The following is a 16,474-nucleotide window of genomic DNA, read 5'->3' on the forward strand; positions in this document are numbered from 1 at the left end:
GGTTACGGGCCGGCCGGGAAACTAGGCTGGTGCCGACGCCGGATCGCGGAACCGGAAAACACGGAGGAGTGGCCATAGTGATCGTTCAGGTACGGATATGCATACCCGCGGAGCTCTCCGACCTGGTGGTGGAAAGCTGCACACAGCAAACCGGCGCGGCTGAAGTGGCCGTGCATAAGGGAGCGTCCATCCAGCCGCCCGGGGATGTGGTGGTGGTCCACGTGGCCAGGGAATCAGTCGAGGAGCTGCTGGAAAAGCTGCATGCCCTGAACGTCCAGGAGGTCGGCTCCATCGCCATTTCAATGCCGGAGCTCATGCTCTCCCGGCGTGCCGACCGGGCTGAAGCAGCGGCGCCCGGCGACGGGGCCGACGCCATGATCTGGGACGAGGTGACGCGCCAGACAGGCGAGGATTCGCGGCTCACCTGGAGCTATCTGGCCTTCCTCGTCCTGGCCACGCAACTGGCCGCGATCGGGATCGTCACGGATTCAACCATCGCCATCGTCGGGGCCATGGCCGTCGGGCCGGAGTTCGGGCCGCTGGCTGCCCTGGCTGTTGCGCTCGCGCAGCGCAAATGGAAGCTGGGACGCAGCGCCGCGCTGGCTCTGGGTGTCGGCTTTCCCATAGCAATGCTCCTGGCAGCCTTGACGGCCTGGTTGTCAGTTCCGTTGGGGCTCTTCCCTGCCGACACCCTCGACACCGGGTCAGCCGTGGAATTCATTTACCATCCGGGGCCTTACTCGCTGATCGTTGCGGTGCTGGCCGGTACGGCCGGGATGCTCTCCGTGATCAGCCGGCGCTCTGCGGCCCTGATCGGGGTCTTCATTTCGGTGACCACCGTTCCCGCCGCAGGGTTCGTCGCCGTCGCGCTGGTCCTGGGCGAGTACCAGAAAGCCGCGGGGTCTGCGCTTCAGCTGCTGCTGAACCTCCTGGGTATCGTGGTTTCTGCGGTTGCGGTCCTCATTTTCTACCGGATCATCACCAAGCGACTGCCGGAGGGCATGGCCCGGCGGCTGAGGCGACAGGCCTTGCGCGCCCGGAGCTAGCCCCGCGCCACCGCTTTCACCGGCGACACCACGGCCGGGATCTTCCCGGCCACGTATCGGGCGTCCCTGCATACACCGGGAAGGGTGGCCGAAGCCGCTGAGTACATGAATTCCTCTCCCAGGAAGAACAGCCCGGGCTTGTCGAGCGCCACGCCGCGGTGCTGCCTTGGCCGTCCGTCGCCGTCGAACACTGGCATTGCGATCCAGTCGAATGACTCCCGGTAGCCGGTGCACCAGATCACGTTGGACACGTCATCGAGGGGTCTTCCCGCCACCACAGGCAGGCCATCCTGCACGCCGGTCACCCGCGGCACACGTTCGACGCCGGCGGCAGCGAGGTCCTTGCTTTTGGTCCTGATCAGCGGGTCCGCGTGCCCTAGTTTTAGCGGTGCGGCTTTACGGCCAATTGGCGAGTCAAGTGTCAGCACGTGGAGCCCCACGAACCGCACCACGGGCAGGACGAAGCGGGCCGCGGCCCTTCCGTGCCGCACTGGCAGCTCGCCGCCCGGCTTGCCTGCTACCACTGTGTGGTGCGTCCGGCTCACTTCAAGGGCAATTTCCGCTCCCGAGTTGCCCAGCCCCACCACCAGGACACGGCCGGCCCGGAGCTGGTCCGGGTTCCGGTATTCGCTGGAGTGGAGCTGCACGGTCGACGGCGCGAGGTCTGTCGCAAAGTCCGGCAGCCTGGGCGCCTGCGTGCAACCGGTCGCCACAACGACGTTGCCTGCTTCCCATCGCTTTCCGTCCGAAACGGCAACGTACCGTCCTTGCTCGCGCCACAACTTCTCCACCCGGGTGCCGGTGCGGACCGGGAGCGCAAAAGTGGCGGCGTAGGCTTCCAGGTAGTCCGCCAGCTCGTCCTTGGTCGGGAAGGACAACCCGTCCCCCGGAAAACGCATGCCGGGCAGGCCGTCGTACTTTGCCGGAGTGAACAGCCTCAGCGTGTCCCACCGCTGCCGCCAGGCATCTCCGATCCTCGGATTCGCGTCCAGGATCAGGAATCTCCGGCCTTGGCGCTTGAGGTAGTGGCCGATGGCCAGGCCGGCCTGTCCCCCTCCGATCACCAGCGTGTCAAGCATGTCACCGGACACGCCTTCTTCTCGTATGTTGTTCATTGCGCTGCCTCCTGTTCAGCCGCTGCGGATTGATTGGATGAACCGTCCCGGCTGGTTCCCGGCCGCCCTGCATCCCGACCGTGCGATTCGCTCCTGTAGCGCAGCCACCACACGAGCATCAGCGCGGACGCCAGAACGTACACCACATGGAGCAGCCAGATCGGACCGGCCGGCAGGTGGAAGACGTACACGGAGTGGACAGCGTTGGCCACATTGCTCAGGACCAGGCTGCTGAGGCTATAGGACGCCAGATCCTTGGTCCGCGCCGCTTTGAGAAGCATCGGCAGCATGCCAAGGGCGAACAGTACGGTGGAGCACGTACCGGCCAGGACGGGAAGGTTCATAGTTCGACACTAGGTCGGCATCCGCACGGTCCGCGTCGGCAGAATTATGCATTTTGCCCGGGCCACGGGTGGGTAGTTGTATGCAGCCTGATACCTACCCGGCGAGCCCGTGCTCGAAGGCGTACCTGGTGGCGGCTACCCTGGACCGGAGTCCAAGTTTGAGGAAGATGTTGCTGATATGCCGGGCAACAGTCTTTTCACTCAGGTAAAGCTCACCGGCGATCACACGGTTGGCCTTTCCCGCCGCAACGAGCCGGAGCACTTCGATCTCGCGCGGCGTGAGGGGTCCGGCGTCCTTCTCCTGCACCGGCGTGTGTTCGAGTGAGGTCCAGACAGCCGCCGGGGCTGCGCCGAGGGCGAGGAACTCGGCCCGCGCCGCCTCGAAGTCCATCTCCGCCGCATCCTCGTCGCCGGATGCACGGCAGGCCCGGCCCACAAGGGTTCGGCAGCGTGCTGCCTCGAACGGAACGCCCAGTTCCCGCCAGAGCATCCACGCGCGTCGCAGGACCGGCTGCGCCCGGGCGGGCTCTCCTTCGGCGAGGAGGACGGCGCCCCCGGCCTGGCAGGAGGCAGCCTGCACCATCGGCATCGCGCAGTCCTGCGCAACGGCGGCCAGCTCGTCCGCGGACCGCCTGGCCGCGGCGGTGTCCCCCGCGGCCAGCTCTATTTCCACAAGCGCCGGCAGCAGGTGGCGGCGGGTGGCGAGGTCGGCGGAATCGGCCGCCCTCCGGATGAGGGCGCGCGCGGCAGGGATATCGCCAAGGGCCAGCTTCAGCAGGGCAAGTCCTGGCTGGGGCTCGTAACCACTGCGTCCGGCGTGACGGTAGCATTCCTCCGCCGCAGCGAAGTCCCCCCTCAGGCGCTCTACTTCGCCCTCCTGGTAGAGGCCGCCGTAGAGCGCATGATAGTCCCCTGCCGCAGCCAGGCGCTGCGCGTCCTTGGCCGCGCTGATGGCGTCATCCCAGGCCCCGTGCAGCCGGTACAGTTCGGCGCGGTGGGCCTGGCACTGGCCGCTGAACAGGACCATGTCCGGCCGTCCCGCGCACCAGCGGTCCAGCGCAGTCGTCCACTCCAGGGCGCGGCGCAGGTCGAAGGCCAGGTGGCAGTTGCCGATGACGGCGCAGTAGATGATGCCCGAGGGCACCGGCGAAACCTCCCCCGCGATCACTGCCACCATCACCTCGTCAAAGAGCCGAACGCCGCTGCTGATGTCACCGAGCATCAGGCTGGCCTGCCCCCTGCCCAGTAAGGAGAGGGAGATGAGGTCCCGGTCCTGGAACCGTTCCCCGACGGCCAGGGCGTCCGCGAAGACCCGGTTGGCACCGTCAGGGTCGCCGCCGTATAGCATGCCCAGAGCCGTCGGAAGCAGCAGCAGGCCCTCCACCACGCAGGGCTCGTTCAGTTCAGCCACCAGCCGTCCGGCGCGTGCAAACCAGCCGGTGCTGCGGGCCATCTGGCCCGTGTTCATCAGATGCATGCCGATCCATCCGGCGCAGCGCGCCGCACCGGGCACGTCGCCGACGACGAGGTACTCCTCGTGCGCGCGGGTGAGGTTGTCGATTCCCGTGTCAGTCTTGCCCGTCAGGATTTCCACTGTGGCCAGGCGTTCGAGATCGGGCGCGGTGAGCCCGCCACGCCGGTCGGCGTCAAGGAACTGTTCGACGGCCTCGGTCCAGCGATGCCCTTCGAAGGCGGAGCGGCCCCGGTCAAGACCGGCTTCAGACGTTGCCATGATGCCTCCCCGCGGATCCGGCGGCCCTGTGGCCGGGCCCGTCCCTAAGCGCCCGCGGTTGCTCTAAGCGCCACGGTACGCCGGGTGTCGCCGGGGGCACAAGCACCGGCGAAGGGCCAGGGAGCGGGATGCAAAAGGGCACCAAAAAGCCGGCCCGGCGCGGGCGGTTTCTGGAAACCGTCCGGCCGGGCCGGCCTTTAGGGCGTTGGCTGCGAGCTAGTGCTTGTGGCCAGCGTGCTCGTCCTCGTCGGCCGGCTTCTCGACAACGAGGGTCTCTGTGGTGAGAACCAGCGCTGCGATGGAAGCGGCGTTGCGGAGGGCTGCGCGCGTCACCTTCACGGGGTCGATGACGCCTGCAGCGATCAGGTCTTCGTAATCGCCGCTCTTGGCGTTGAAGCCCTGGTTGACAGCCGACTCGGCAACCTTTGCGGCAACGACGTAGCCGTCGAAACCGGCGTTCTGGGCGATCCAGCGCAGCGGCTGGACGAGTGCCCGGCGAACGATGCCCACAGCCGAGGCTGCATCGCCTTCGAGTGCGGTGACTGCAGGGTCCTCGTCCAGCGCCTTCAGGGCGTGGATGAGGGCCGAACCGCCACCGGCAACGATGCCTTCTTCGAGGGCAGCGCGGGTGGAGGAGACTGCGTCCTCGATGCGGTGCTTCTTTTCCTTCAGCTCCACCTCGGTGGCTGCGCCAACCTTGATCACACCGATGCCGCCGGCCAGCTTGGCTAGGCGCTCCTGGAGCTTTTCCTTGTCCCAGTCGGAGTCGGTGCGGGTCAGCTCGGCGCGCAGCTGGGCAACGCGTGCCGCTACGTCCTCGGCCGTGCCGGCGCCGTCAACAATGGTGGTGTTGTCCTTGGTCACCGTGATGCGGCGGGCCGTGCCCAGCACCTCGAGGCCAACGGAATCAAGGCTGAGGCCCAGTTCCGGGGAGACAACCTGCGCACCGGTGAGGGTGGCGATGTCCTGCAGCATGGCCTTGCGGCGGTCACCGAAGCCCGGAGCCTTGACGGCAACGACGTTCAGGGTGCCGCGGATGCGGTTGACGATGAGCGTGGACAGGGCCTCGCCCTCGACGTCCTCGGCAATGATGAACAGCGGCTTGGAGCTCTGCAGCGCCTTCTCCAGGAGGGGCAGGAATTCCTGCACCGAGGAGATCTTGCCCTGGTTGATCAGGATAAGGGCGTCTTCGAGGACTGCCTCCTGGCGTTCCGCGTCGGTGACGAAGTACGGGGAAAGGTAGCCCTTGTCGAACTGCATGCCCTCGGTGAGGACGAGCTCGGTCTGCGTGGTGGAGGACTCCTCGATGGTGATCACACCATCCTTGCCGACCTTGCCGAAAGCCTCGGCCAGGAGCTCGCCGATCTCGTCGCTCTGGGCGGAGATGGCTGCAACGTTCGCAACCTGGGAGCCTTCGACCGGGCGGGCGTTCTCCAGCAGGCGTGCTGCGACGGCTTCGACGGAAACCTCGATGCCGCGCTTGATCTGGCCCGGGGCGGCGCCAGCCGCCACGTTGCGCAGGCCTTCCTTGACCAGTGCCTGTGCCAGCACGGTGGCGGTGGTGGTGCCGTCGCCGGCAACATCGTTGGTCTTGGTGGCGACTTCCTTGGCCAGCTGCGCGCCGAGGTTCTCGAACGGGTCATCCAGTTCGACTTCGCGGGCGATGGTCACGCCGTCGTTCGTAATGGTGGGAGCGCCCCACTTCTTGTCCAGCACGACGTTGCGGCCGCGCGGGCCAAGCGTCACCTTGACAGTGTTGGCGAGCTTATCGATGCCGGCTTCAAGCGACCGGCGGGCAGCGTCGTTAAACGCAAGCTGCTTTGCCATGGTTTTGTCCTTTCAAGACAGAAACCCCGCGCAGCAGATTCATCGCTAACGACGAAACGGCTGCGCGGGGGTCCAAGAGTTACTTTACGACGATCGCCAGAACGTCGCGGGCGGACAGCACGAGGTACTCGGTGCCGCCGGTCTTGACTTCGGTTCCGCCGTACTTGGAGTAGATAACGACGTCGCCAACGGCTACGTCGACCGGAACGCGGTTGCCATCTTCAAAGCGGCCGGGGCCGACTGCAACAACTTCACCTTCCTGCGGCTTCTCCTGCGCGGAGTCCGGGATAACCAGGCCGGAAGCCGTGGTCTGCTCTGCTTCGAGCGGGCGGACAACAATACGATCCTCAAGAGGCTTAATAGAGACCGACACTCGGACCTCTCCTTTACGTCAGCAAATTTATGGACTGGAAAACTGTTGCGCCTGAGCATACAAACCGTCGTCGCGGTGCCGGCAGCAGCGTGGCTGGCAGTTCTTCATGTGTTAGCACCCTCCTAGGGAGAGTGCTAATGATGACTCTATGTAAGTGGTTAGCACTCGGTCAAGGCGAGTGCCAGAATTTCGTCCCCGGTGAACGGCTAGCGCCCTGCCAGGTCCTCAAAATCGACGTCGTCACCGTCGTCCGTGTCGTCGTCGTTCGTAACGTTGCGGTTCCGGTAAAGCACGACGGCGGCGGCGAGCGCCGTAACCACAGAGGCAATGAGGAACACGAGGCCGCCCGTTCGGACTGCCGCATAGGACTCGCGGATTTCCCGAGCCTCGTCGGTGGCGTCCTGGATGTTCTTGCCGCCCACCGAGTACACCGTTGCGTTGAAGGAATCCAGGAAGAAGATGATGACCAGAAGTGCCAGGCAGACCACGGCGATGGCGGAACCGGCGATCAGCGCAGTCCGGGCATATTTGGCAAGTCCGGTGTGCTGCGGGCGGTCATTGCCCTGGTCATCGACGGGTGGCTGCTGCACTGCGCTGTCTTCCATGCCTTCAACCCTAGCCGCACCGCGGGTGCAGGGCTCCTCGATTAGGCTTGATGACATGGCTGACGCATTGCAGGACCTGATCGCCCCGCTCCTGACCAGCGAAGGCTGGGAGCTGCTGGCGTCGCTGGGGCCCTACCGGGAGGACCACGCGTTCCGGCTCAACGAGTCGCTCCGGAAGGCCGGCCACTCCCCCGCACTGGTGTCCGCCGTCCTCACCCAGTCCAGGCTGCGGACCAAGGCCGAGGCCAAATTCGGCGAATTCGCCCGGCAGATGATCTTCACGCCCGCCGGGCTGGAGCAGGCAACCCGCCTCAACGTCGCCGCCCGGCACGCAGAACGGTTCGCGTCCGCCGGGATCGAGCATGTGGCCGATCTCGGCTGCGGGCTGGGTGCCGATTCGATGGCCCTGGCCTCCATGGACATCAGGGTTACCGCCGTGGAAATGGATGAGACCACCGCTGCCTGCGCCACCATGAACCTGATTCCTTTCCCGCACGCCAGCGTGGTCCACTCCGATGCGACCTCCGTCCCGCTCGAGGGCGTGGGCGGCGTCTGGCTGGATCCGGCCCGCCGCACCACCTCGACGTCCGGCACGCGGCGGATCTGGGATCCGGAGGAATTCTCCCCGCCGCTGTCCTTCGTGGAGTCCCTCGCTGAGTCCGGGCGGGCCGTGGGCGTAAAGATGGGTCCCGGCATCCCGCATGATTCCGTCCCCGCCGGCTGCGAAGCGCAGTGGGTGTCCGTGGGCGGCGACGTCACCGAAGTGACGCTGTGGTTCAACGCGGTCAGCCGGCCCGGCATCCGGCGGGCGGCGCTGCTGCTGGGCCCGCAGGGCGCGGCGGAAATCACCAGCGCGGAAGAGTTCGACGGCGGCCCGGTGGCGCCCGTGGGTCCTGTGGAGGGATACCTGTACGAACCGGACGGAGCCGTCATCCGGGCCGGGCTCGTGGCGGATGTCGCTGCCCGGCTGGGCGGCCACCTCCTGGATGAGCACATTGCCTACATCTGTGCCCCCGAGCTCGTGGACACCCCGTTTGCCAGGGCCTATAAGGTCCTTGAGGTCATGCCGTTCAACGTCAAGGCCCTCAAGGCCTGGGTGAAGCAGAACAACATCGGCGTGCTGGACATCAAGAAGCGCGGCACGTCCGTCACCCCGGAAGAACTCCGCAAGCAGCTCTTTGCCGGAGGAAAAAACGGCGGCAAGGGTTCGAAGGGCAAAAAGACAGCCACCCTGGTCCTCACCAGGATCGGCGAGGACCGGGTGGCCATCTCGGTGGAGCCTGTGCAGCCCCGGGTCTAGCTGCGGCCCAAAGCTACTGGGCCCGCATGAACTCTTCCGCCGCCCGGACCTGCTCGTCCGTGGGCCGGACACCGGTGTACAGCACAAACTGCTCCAGGGCCTGGATGGTGGCCACTTCCGCTCCGGTGATCACGGTCTTGCCGGCGGCGCGGGCCGCCTTGATGAGCGGCGTCTCGGCGGGCAGAGCAACGACGTCGAACACCACCTTCGCGGCGTCCACGGCCTCCTGCGGGAAGGACAGCGAGTCAGCATCCGGCCCTCCCGCCATGCCGACGGGCGTGACGTTGATGATCATGTCCGCCGTGCCGCCGGCGTCCGCCGCCGGGAGCTCGGGCCTCCACTTGAATCCGTAGAGGTCCGCCAGCGGCTTACCGGATGCCTCGTTCCGGGCCACGATGGTGACGTCCGTGAAGCCTGCGTCACGGAGGGCGGCGGCGGTGGCTTTGGCCATGCCCCCGGAACCCTTGAGCAGCACTGAATAGTTGGTGGGGACGGCGTTACGCTGCAGCAGCTGCTCGATGGCCGTGTAGTCGGTGTTGTACGCCGTGAGCCGGCCTCCGTCATTCACGATCGTGTTGACGGAATCGATGGCCTTGGCGGAGGGGTCCATGACGTCGACCAGCGCGATGACGTCTTCCTTGTACGGCATGGACACAGCGCAGCCCCGGATGCCCAGGCCCCTGACGCCGGCGATGGCTTGGGCCAGGTCCGTTGGCGCGAAAGCCTTGTAGATCCAGTTCAGGCCCAGCTGCTCGTAAAGATGGTTGTGGAAGCGGGTCCCGTTGTTGCTCGGCCGGGCCGAGAGCGAGATGCACAGGGTCATGTCTTTATTCAGAATTGGCACTCGTCCATTAAACGCCCCCGGAGCCCGGGCAGCACTGTTACGCCACACGGCAGGGGCGTCAGCACCCGCTTCCGGGGGCGTGGGGGCCGACGGCGGCAGGCAGCTTTCCGGGTGCCGGCGCCTTGCCCGCCAGAACGGCAACCAGGGCGTTGAAGGCCTCCTGGCTCCGCCCGTAGAGGGCCACCTTGGCGGGTGCCGTCGAGCCGGCCAGCGGCCACGGCGCATCAAGGGCCACCACGACGTCGCCCGTGGCGGGCGGCCCTTCATAGCCGATCAGCGTCACGAGCGGCCCGGCGCCGAGGGTAATGCCGGCAGCCCTGGCAGCCCGGGCAAACCGGGCACGGTCCTGTTCACTGCCGCCGGCAACGCGGACGCTGCCGGGCACCACCGGCCCGTGGCACGGTCCGGCCACGACGGTCACCGCGGCCGCGGAAATACGTTCGGAGAGGGCAGAGCCGCTTCCCGGGGCTGCACCCTGTGGAGCAGGGGTCCGTGCGCGCCAAATCATCATGGTCACCACCCGCTGTGCCGCGTCGTTGAGGCGCGACGCCGGGAGCGCGCCGGTCTTGACGGCGCTGACCACTGCCGCGTGGGCGGCGGCCACGTCCCCGGGCATGAGCAGCAGATCCGCCCCCGCTGCCAGGGCCAGCGGTGCGGCGGACTCCCCGGGGTATTGCTTCGTGATGGCACCCATGTTGAGTGCGTCGGTCACGGCAACGCCCTTGAAACCCATGCCGCGGAGGGTGGCGTAGCTCTGTTTGGACAACGACGCCGGAACCCCCGGTTCCAGGGCCGGCACGGAGATGTGGCCGGTCATGATCATGGGCAGCCCGGCATCGATGGCGGCTTGGAAAGGTTTCCAGTCCTTCGCGCGGAGCTGCGCCACCGTTGCTTTCTGCACCGGCAGGTTCTCGTGCGAGTCGACGGCAACGGAGCCGTGCCCCGGGAAGTGCTTGGCGGAAGGCAGGATCCCGGCCGCCAGCATTCCCTGCGCAAAGCCGACGCCCAGGCTTGCTGCCGCGTCCGGGTCGCCGGACATGGCCCTGGCGCCGATCGTCGGATCCTGCGGCCCCGCTGTGACATCCGTGTCCGGCGCGAAATCCGCAGTGAAGCCCAGCCCGGCCAGCTCCGCCGCGAGCGCCTTGCCGGCGTCGGTTGCCAGCCCGACGTTCCCTGCGGCGCCGAAGCTCATGGGTGCCGGCCATTCCGTCAACGGAGCGCGCAGCCTCGCCACGACCCCGCCCTCCTGGTCCACCCCGACCAGTGCAGGCCAGGTGCGTCCGTCCGCCTTGGCCGCGTTCCGGAGGCGGCTGATGCCTGCCGCCATGGCGGCGGTGTCCACGGTTCCGTCGGCGGAGAGGGGCACGTTGTCACCCATGATGATCGCGCCGCCCAGGTGCAGCCGTTCCATGGTTGCCGCGTGCGAAGCAAAATCCGTTCCGGTAAAGAACGGCATCATCACCTGCCCGGCCTTCTGTTCAAGGCTCATTGCTGCGACAGCGGCGCGGGCCGAGTCTTCATCCTGCTGCTGCGGCCCCCAGCCCAGCTGGCGCTCCCCAGGTGCCGGGGTGGGAGGCCCGGAGGATCGCGGGGCTCCCGAAGCACCGGGTTCGGACCGCACGGCTCCGCCGGACGGTGATGCCGTGCCGGGGGACGTTCCCGACGGCGTTCCCGAGGTGGACGGAGAAGGCACACCGGTGCAGGCTGCGGTCGCGAGCATGGCCGCCGTCATCGCGAGGGCCGGCGCTGACTTGTGGAAAGTCTTTGTGTGCGGCGTCTTTTTGTGCGGCGTCTTTTTGTGGGGCGTCTTTTTGTGGGAACTGTCACTGCGTCCTCGAAACCAAGCCATCAACTCGATGCTACCCCTGCACTAGACTTGAACCACCCGTTGCCCGCCCGTAGGCGGCTTCGGCAACGGACGGCGGAACAGTGAAGGGACCACATGAAGATTGATTTCGCTTCATCCAGGCAATCAACTCTTGGTGTGGAATGGGAGCTGGCGCTGGTCAATGCGCAAACCGGCGAACTGGCGTCCGTGGCCAATGAAGTGCTGCGCGGCGTCGCGGCCAACCATCCCGAACTCAACGAGGACGACGAACACCCCCACATCAAGCAGGAACTCCTGCTGAACACAGTGGAGCTTGTCACCGGCATCTGCGAAACGGTGGCGCAGGCCAAGGCCGATCTCAGCAGTTCCCTTGCCGCAGTGCGGGAGGTCACAGACCCCATGGGTGTTGAGGTCTTCTGCGCCGGAAGCCATCCTTTCAGCCCTCCCCAGCTGCAGCCGGTCACGGACAAGGCCCGCTACGCCAAGCTCATCGACCGCACCCAGTGGTGGGGCCGCCAGATGGTGATCTACGGAGTCCACGTCCATGTGGGCCTGGACAGCCGCGACAAAGTCCTGCCGGTGCTGGACGGCCTGGTGAACTACTTCCCGCACTTCCAGGCGCTCTCCGCGTCGAGTCCGTTCTGGGGCGGCGAGGACACCGGCTACGCTTCCCAGCGCGCGCTGATGTTCCAGCAACTGCCGACCGCCGGGCTGCCGTTCCAGTTCTCTACCTGGGCGGAGTACGAGTCCTACGTCCAGGACATGTTTACCACCGGAGTGATCGACACAATCTCGGAGATCCGCTGGGATATCCGCCCGGTCCCCAACCTGGGCACCATCGAGATGCGCATTTGCGACGGCCTGGCCACGCTGGAAGAGGTCGGTGCGATCGCGGCCCTGACCCAGTGCCTGGTGGACGAGTTCTCCACCATCCTGGACAACGGCGGTACCATTCCCACCATGCCTCCCTGGCACGTCCAGGAGAACAAATGGCGTGCCGCCCGGTACGGCCTCGAGGCGATCATCATCCTCGATGCCGAGGGCAACGAGCAGCTGGTCACCGACCACCTGCTGGAAACCCTGAACCGGCTCGAGCCCGTGGCCGCGAAGCTCGGCTGCTCCGACGAGCTTGCCGACGTCGAAAAGATCATCAGCCGCGGTGCCGGATACCAGCGGCAGCGCCGCGTGGCCGCGGAACACGGCGGAGACCTCCGGGCCGTGGTGCTGGACCTCGTCAAGCAGATGCGGAACGGCCCCACCGCCTGAACTCCTTGGCTGCAGCGCCGGGCCGGGCGCCGCGGCGCTGTGCGGGCTACGCCGAAACCGTCGTGACCGGCATGGACGAATCCGGGGCGAAGCTGATGCCGCTGGGCTCGATGCCGGCCATGACCAGCTGGGCACCGAGGGCGGCCACCATGGCACCGTTGTCTGTGCACAGCTCAAGCGGCGGAACAGTCAGCCGGATTCCGGCCGCCCTGCACCGCTGTTCGGTGAGCTGGCGCAGCCGCGAGTTCGCGGCTACCCCGCCGCCCAGCAGGAGCTCGGTGATGCCGTTTTCCGTGCAGGCGAGCACCGCCTTGGACGTGATGACGTCCACAACGGCTTCCTGGAAGGCGGCCGCGATGTCCGCGACCGGCACTTCGTCGCCCCGGGCTTCGAACTGCTCCACGCAACGGGCGACGGCGGTCTTCAATCCGCTGAAGGACCAGTCGTAGCGGTGCGGGCCGGGTTCGTCCGCGGCGCCCATGTACTTGGGCTGCGTCAGTCCGCGCGGGAACCGGATGGCCTTGGCGTTGCCTGTCCGGGCTAGTTTGTCGATGGCCGGGCCGCCCGGGTAGCCGAGCCCCAGGAGCCGCGCCACTTTGTCGTAGGCTTCCCCGGCAGCGTCGTCAATCGTGGAGCCCAGCAGCTCGACGTCGTCGGTGATGCTCCTGATCCGGAGGATCTCGGTGTGGCCGCCGGAAACCAGCAGGGCGCCCAGGTGTTCAGGCAGGGTGTTCTCCTCCTGCAGCAGGCCGACGCCGACGTGGGCCACCAGGTGGTTGATGGCATATAGCGGTTTGCCCGTGGCCACCGCGAGCGCCTTGGCGGCGCACACGCCCACCATCAGCGCCCCGGCCAGCCCGGGACCGGAAGTGACGGCGATCGCGTCCACGTCGTCAAGCTGGACTCCCGCGTCCGCGAGGGCTTCCTGGAGGGTGGGCACGAAGGCGTCCAGGTGTGCACGGGAGGCGATCTCGGGGATGACTCCGCCGAAGCGGACATGCTCTTCCATGGAGGATGACACAGTGTTGCTGAGCAGCGCAGTTCCTCGCACGATTCCCACACCTGTCTCATCGCAGGAGGACTCGATGCCCAGGACTAGGGGCTGTGTTCGGTTCATGGTGCGTCTGCCTCCGTGGCCGGCGGTTGGTCTGGGGTCGCATCGATGGCCGCGGGCCCGGGTGGCGGGCTGGCATCCTGAAGCTGGAGCCGCATGATCAGGGCGTCAACGCCGTCCCGGTAATACCTTGGCCGGACATGGATCTGCTCGAAGCCGAAGCGGCGGTAGAGGTCCTGGGCCCGGGGGTTGTCCGCCCTGACCTCCAGCAGCACGTCCGCCGCGCGGCGCCGCCGGCTTTCGGAGATGAGCTCGGTCAGCAGGGCCGAGCCGATCCCCTTGCCTTCGCACTCGGGTACCACGGCGATGGTCTGCACATCCGCGATGGGTTCGATGCACATCAGTCCGGCGTAACCCACAATTTCACCGGCAGCTTCGGCCACAACGTAGTGGCGGGTCCCGGTCTGGGCCAGTTCTTCATGGAACATCTGGAGCGGCCACGCGTCCACCGGGAACAGCCTGCATTCGAGGGTGTGCACGGCGGGGATGTCCGTCCCGTTCATGCTGCGCAGCGTCACCCCTGCCGGCGCGGCGCCGGCCGCCATCCCGGTCACAGCGCACGCTTCCGGGGCCCGGGAACCTGGGCATCGGACTCGCGGAGGTACAGCGGCGTGGAATCCAGCAGCTGCTCCCCCGCGGCCAGCCTCGCCAGGGCGAACTGGCCAAGATACAGGGCGTCCGGCTGCTCGGCGCTGAAATCCGGATCGGCTTTCAGGACGTCCTCGTAGATGCCCGCTCCGGCGCCGTAGGCCGGGAGGTCGGGAAGATCGGCCGCGAAGCCCACGTGCGGTCCGTCAACGAGCAGGGGCAGCTGGCCGTCGGTGAGTGAATAGCGCGCCCAATAGACCTCTTTGCGCCGGGCATCCGTTGCCACCAGGAATTCCGGCACGGCAGCAGTCGATTCGGCCACTTCCAGCGCCATGGCGTCCAGGCTCATCAGGCCGTACAGCGGTTTACCCCAGACGTAGGACAGGGTCCGAGCCGTGGCGATCCCGGACCGCAGCCCGGTGAACGGCCCCGGGCCCACACCGGTCACGATCGCGTCGATGTCCGCCCCCGTGACCCCGGCATCGGCGAGCAGGGCGTCGATGCCCGGGGCCAGCACTTCGGCATGGCTGCGGGTGTCCTCGGTGGAGAAACTCGCCAGCACGCCCTCCGGCGCATCGTCCGAAACCAGCGCCGCACTGGCCACGGCTGAGGTGTCGATGGCAAGGATGAGCATCAGGAATTCCCTTTCAGGGCGGCCGGCAGCAGGGGCTGCTCAGCCCAGCGCGGGCCGTAGCCCCGGATCATAATCGTGCGGGGTTCGTCGTCGTCGTCCGTATCGAAGTCCAGCACGCCGTCAGCGGCGCCCGGCGCGGAGGCTCCCGCGGCGCCGGATGAGGAGCCCAGCGGACGGTGCAGTTCGACGTCGAGCACGCTATCGCTGAGGTGTTCCACCCGTCCGCGCCCCCACTCCACCACCGTGACGGTGCTGTCCATGGTGTTTTCGAGGTCGATGTCATCGATCTCCGCCGCGCTCTCCAGCCGGTAGGCATCCACGTGCACCAGGTCGGGGCCGCCGGGACGCGGGCCGTCCGGAAGGTTGGGATGGATGCGGACCAGGACGAACGTGGGGGAAATAATGCCTGCCCGCACCCCCAGGCCCTCGCCGAGTCCCTGGGTAAAGGTGGTCTTGCCGGCTCCGAGCTCTCCGGTCAGGATGACGAGGTCGCCCGAGTCAAGAACGGCGCCAAGGGCGGCCCCAAGGGCATGGGTTTCCTCGGCGCTCTGCACCGTCAGGGACAGCTCCCACTGCGGATCACTCATTGCGCCTCACCCGGTCCGTCCGTGTGGCTTTCGTTCATAAACCGCCTCGGTACCCGCGGGCTGATCCGCGTCACGATCTCGTAGTTGATGGTGCCCGCCGCGCGGGCCCAGTCGTCCGCCGTCGGGCCGCCGTCCGTTCCGTCGCCGAAGAGGACGGCCTCGGCACCCAGCACGCTGGCCCCGCCGGACGACACCCCGCGGGGTCCGAGGTCGATCACCATCTGGTCCATCGCGATCCTGCCCACCACCGGGTAGTTACGGCCCTCCACCCGGACGGGGCCGCCTGTGGCCACGCGGGGCACCCCGTCGGCATAACCGAGCGGGATCAGTCCCAGGGTGCTGGCGCCGGCGGTTCGGTAGTTGAGCCCGTAGGACACGCCCTGGCCGGCGGGGACGTCCTTGCAGTGGGACACCTTGGTGCGGACGGTCATCGCCGGGCGAAGGCCCAGCTCGGCCGGCGACTGGCCCTCGAACGGCGAGAGCCCATAGATGCCGAGTCCCACGCGGACCAGGTCGAAGTGCGTGTCCGGACGGGACAGCGTGGCGGGGGTGTTGGCCAGATGCCGCACTTCGGGATCCACGCCGGCGTCCTCCGCGATGGCCAGGACTTCGCGGAAGGCCTGCAGCTGCAGGTCCGTTTCCGGACGGTGCGGTTCATCCGCCACGGCAAGGTGGGAGAAAATGCCCACCACGCGGAGCAGGCCTTCGTCCTGGTATTCCATCGCTTCGCCCACCAGGCTGTCCCATGCTTCAAGCGTGGCGCCGTTCCGGCCCAGGCCGGTGTCCACCTTCAGGTGGACGCGCGCGGGGCGTTCCTGTTCCCGGGCCGCCAGGACGATCTTTTCCAGCTCCCAGCCGGAGCAGCCAATGTCGATTCCGGCTGCGACGGCGGCACCGAAGTTGCTGTCCGGCGTGTGCAGCCAGGCGAGCAGCGGCGCCTCGATTCCCGCAGCCCGCAGGGCGAGAGCCTCTGAAATGTGTGCAACGCCAAGCCAGCGCGCCCCGGCTTCCAGCGCAGCGCGTGCCACCGGAACGGCACCGTGCCCGTAGGCATCCGCTTTCACCACGGCCATGACCTGCGCCGGCGAGGCAACAGCGGCCAGATGGCGCACGTTGTGCCGGATGGCGTCGAGGTCGATCACTGCTGAACGTTCGCCAGCGGAACGCCCGCTCGCGGAACGTTCAATGGCGGGGCCAGATGTTGCGTCCGGGACGGGCCGGGAGTCACCGGTTGCTGCTGGGTAAGTCACCCTAGTGATTCTAGTGGCGGC

Annotated in this window: 16 protein-coding genes; 3 read left to right on the forward strand and 13 right to left on the reverse strand. The window is 67.2% G+C overall.

Translation table 11 applies throughout. The features are described 5' to 3' along the window. Nucleotides 1-77: 77 nt before the first annotated feature. On the forward strand, nucleotides 78-1,046 hold the full coding sequence (locus JOE41_RS04425) for a DUF389 domain-containing protein (protein ID WP_209751086.1): 969 nt from the start codon (nucleotides 78-80) through the stop codon (nucleotides 1,044-1,046). On the opposite strand, the gene JOE41_RS04430 is transcribed toward JOE41_RS04425, so the two are convergent. The 6 genes from JOE41_RS04430 to JOE41_RS04455 all read right to left on the reverse strand — a co-directional run bounded on the left by JOE41_RS04430 (nucleotide 1,043) and on the right by JOE41_RS04455 (nucleotide 7,042). Next, a complete protein-coding gene (locus JOE41_RS04430) occupies nucleotides 1,043-2,161 on the reverse strand; it encodes an NAD(P)/FAD-dependent oxidoreductase (RefSeq protein ID WP_209751088.1) in 1,119 nt (372 codons plus the stop codon). The genes JOE41_RS04425 and JOE41_RS04430 overlap by 4 nt on opposite strands. After that, nucleotides 2,158-2,505 (reverse strand): hypothetical protein, encoded by a 348-nt coding sequence (locus JOE41_RS04435; protein WP_209751090.1) that lies wholly within the window; start codon nucleotides 2,503-2,505, stop codon nucleotides 2,158-2,160. Before JOE41_RS04435 ends, JOE41_RS04430 begins: the two co-directional genes overlap by 4 nt. 94 nt (nucleotides 2,506-2,599) lie before the next feature. After that, a complete protein-coding gene (locus tag JOE41_RS04440) occupies nucleotides 2,600-4,237 on the reverse strand; it encodes a helix-turn-helix transcriptional regulator (RefSeq protein WP_209751092.1) in 1,638 nt (545 codons plus the stop codon). A 216-nt stretch (nucleotides 4,238-4,453) separates the two neighbouring features. After that, nucleotides 4,454-6,064 (reverse strand): chaperonin GroEL, encoded by a 1,611-nt coding sequence (gene groL, locus JOE41_RS04445; protein WP_011692725.1) that lies wholly within the window; start codon nucleotides 6,062-6,064, stop codon nucleotides 4,454-4,456. A gap of 79 nt (nucleotides 6,065-6,143) precedes the next feature. Then, nucleotides 6,144-6,437, reverse strand: coding sequence for a co-chaperone GroES (gene groES / locus JOE41_RS04450; RefSeq protein ID WP_003805290.1), 294 nt, complete (start codon nucleotides 6,435-6,437; stop codon nucleotides 6,144-6,146). A 206-nt stretch (nucleotides 6,438-6,643) separates the two neighbouring features. Continuing rightward, nucleotides 6,644-7,042, reverse strand: coding sequence for a hypothetical protein (locus JOE41_RS04455; protein WP_209743202.1), 399 nt, complete (start codon nucleotides 7,040-7,042; stop codon nucleotides 6,644-6,646). 55 nt (nucleotides 7,043-7,097) lie between these two features. Here JOE41_RS04455 and JOE41_RS04460 point away from each other — a divergent pair, with 55 nt between their 5' ends. Then, nucleotides 7,098-8,342, forward strand: coding sequence for a class I SAM-dependent methyltransferase (locus tag JOE41_RS04460; protein ID WP_209751095.1), 1,245 nt, complete (start codon nucleotides 7,098-7,100; stop codon nucleotides 8,340-8,342). 13 nt (nucleotides 8,343-8,355) lie between these two features. Here the strand turns inward: JOE41_RS04460 and JOE41_RS04465 are convergent, their stop codons facing one another. After that, nucleotides 8,356-9,186, reverse strand: coding sequence for a shikimate 5-dehydrogenase (locus JOE41_RS04465; protein ID WP_011692727.1), 831 nt, complete (start codon nucleotides 9,184-9,186; stop codon nucleotides 8,356-8,358). 58 nt (nucleotides 9,187-9,244) lie between these two features. Beyond that, nucleotides 9,245-11,035 (reverse strand): glycoside hydrolase family 3 N-terminal domain-containing protein, encoded by a 1,791-nt coding sequence (locus JOE41_RS04470; RefSeq protein ID WP_307800660.1) that lies wholly within the window; start codon nucleotides 11,033-11,035, stop codon nucleotides 9,245-9,247. Nucleotides 11,036-11,128: 93 nt separating this feature from the next. Between JOE41_RS04470 and JOE41_RS04475 the strand changes: the two genes are divergently transcribed. After that, complete coding sequence (locus JOE41_RS04475) at nucleotides 11,129-12,280, forward strand: glutamate--cysteine ligase (protein ID WP_209751097.1); 1,152 nt, start codon at nucleotides 11,129-11,131, stop codon at nucleotides 12,278-12,280. A gap of 46 nt (nucleotides 12,281-12,326) precedes the next feature. On the opposite strand, the gene tsaD is transcribed toward JOE41_RS04475, so the two are convergent. Genes tsaD through alr form a run of 5 tightly spaced genes read right to left on the reverse strand, consistent with a single transcriptional unit; the run spans nucleotide 12,327 to nucleotide 16,453 of the window. Continuing rightward, nucleotides 12,327-13,397, reverse strand: coding sequence for a tRNA (adenosine(37)-N6)-threonylcarbamoyltransferase complex transferase subunit TsaD (gene tsaD, locus JOE41_RS04480; protein ID WP_209751099.1), 1,071 nt, complete (start codon nucleotides 13,395-13,397; stop codon nucleotides 12,327-12,329). After that, nucleotides 13,394-13,939, reverse strand: a complete 546-nt coding sequence (gene rimI, locus JOE41_RS04485; RefSeq protein WP_209753541.1) for a ribosomal protein S18-alanine N-acetyltransferase — start codon at nucleotides 13,937-13,939, stop codon at nucleotides 13,394-13,396. Before rimI ends, tsaD begins: the two co-directional genes overlap by 4 nt. A 5-nt stretch (nucleotides 13,940-13,944) precedes the next feature. Next, a complete protein-coding gene (gene tsaB / locus JOE41_RS04490) occupies nucleotides 13,945-14,616 on the reverse strand; it encodes a tRNA (adenosine(37)-N6)-threonylcarbamoyltransferase complex dimerization subunit type 1 TsaB (RefSeq protein ID WP_209751101.1) in 672 nt (223 codons plus the stop codon). Next, nucleotides 14,616-15,203, reverse strand: a complete 588-nt coding sequence (tsaE, locus tag JOE41_RS04495) for a tRNA (adenosine(37)-N6)-threonylcarbamoyltransferase complex ATPase subunit type 1 TsaE (protein WP_209751109.1) — start codon at nucleotides 15,201-15,203, stop codon at nucleotides 14,616-14,618. The genes tsaB and tsaE overlap by 1 nt, the downstream gene beginning before the upstream one ends. Further along, nucleotides 15,200-16,453 (reverse strand): alanine racemase, encoded by a 1,254-nt coding sequence (gene alr, locus JOE41_RS04500; protein ID WP_374068681.1) that lies wholly within the window; start codon nucleotides 16,451-16,453, stop codon nucleotides 15,200-15,202. The genes tsaE and alr overlap by 4 nt, the downstream gene beginning before the upstream one ends. Between the last annotated feature and the right edge of the window lie 21 nt (nucleotides 16,454-16,474).

The sequence above is a fragment of the Arthrobacter sp. PvP103 genome, from assembly GCF_017833075.1.
Lineage (GTDB): Bacteria > Actinomycetota > Actinomycetes > Actinomycetales > Micrococcaceae > Arthrobacter.